The sequence below is a fragment of the Gordonia marina genome, assembly GCF_052036135.1.
Lineage (GTDB): Bacteria > Actinomycetota > Actinomycetes > Mycobacteriales > Mycobacteriaceae > Gordonia.
The window spans coordinates 1-1,116 of sequence record NZ_JBPSDN010000094.1 but is presented as its reverse complement, the minus strand read 5'-3'; the positions used below and the strand labels follow the sequence as shown (position 1 = coordinate 1,116).

At 66.1% G+C, this 1,116-nt stretch carries 1 protein-coding gene; it reads left to right on the top strand.

All coding sequences use genetic code 11. The annotated features are described in order from the left end of the window. Positions 1–89: 89 nt before the first annotated feature. On the top strand, positions 90–1,109 hold the full coding sequence (locus ACSEEN_RS21425) for an IS30 family transposase (protein ID WP_174316897.1): 1,020 nt from the start codon (positions 90–92) through the stop codon (positions 1,107–1,109). The last annotated feature ends 7 nt before the right edge of the window (positions 1,110–1,116 follow it).

Sequence of the window (1,116 nt, the reverse complement as noted above, 5' to 3'; positions counted from 1 at the left end):
GGCGGTGTCATACCGTCGTAGCAACACTGCAGGCCACGAGGGGTTGCGGGTAGCGCGGTAGGAGACCCTGGGTGGGGCTGGGACGGATGATGTTGACGGTGGCGGACCGGACGGAGATCGCGGTCGGACGGCGTGCGGGGATGACGGTCACGGCGATCGCCGAGCAGATCGGGCGCGACAAGTCGGTGGTGTCTCGCGAGATCAAACGCAATGCCACCAAGACGGGCGCGTATCAGGTGGTGCACGCCGACAAGCACGCCCGCGCACGGCGGGCCCGTCCGCAGACGAGGGCGATCGATGCTGACTCGGTGCTCGCCGACCGGGTACGGTCCGACCTGCGCAGGTCGCGGACGCCGCGCCAGATCGCGGGGAGGTTGAAGCTCGAGGCCCAAGACCCCACAGTGGATCCCATGACGGGTTCACCGAACGCGCAGGGCCGCCGCGTGTCACACGAGTCGATCTATCGGTGGATTTATGCTCTTCCGAAGGGAGAGTTGGCTGCTCAGGGCATCCTGTTGCAGTCCAAGCGCACCGCGCGTAAACCCCGCAAGTCAGTCGGTGAGCGGTCGGCGCGGATCGTGGGCATGGTCAGCATCGACGACCGCCCCGAGACCGCGGCCGATCGGCGGGTGCCGGGCTGGTGGGAAGGAGATCTGATCGTCGGGAAGGCCGGCCAGTCCGCGGCGGTGACCTTGGTCGAGCGCACCAGCCGGTACACGCTGATCCTGGGTCTGCCGGACGGGAAGAAAGCACCCGGCGTTGCTGATGTGCTGATCGATCACCTGCGAGGACTGCCGGAGTTCATGCGACAGGGCCTGACGTGGGATCAAGGCACCGAGATGGCCGAGCACGCCAGCGTCACCGTGGCCGCCGAGTTGCCGATCTACTTCGCTCATCCCCGCTCGCCATGGGAACGCCCGACGAATGAGAACACCAACGGCCTGATCCGCGAGTACCTGCCCAAGGGCACCGAAATCCCATCCGATCAGCTGTACCTCGAAGCGATCGCCCGCGAGCTCAACGAGCGGCCACGGCAGTGCCTGGGCTTCTACACTCCACGGGAAGTCTTCGAACGCCTACTGAAGGACAACGTTGCTTCCACGAGTTGACACCGCC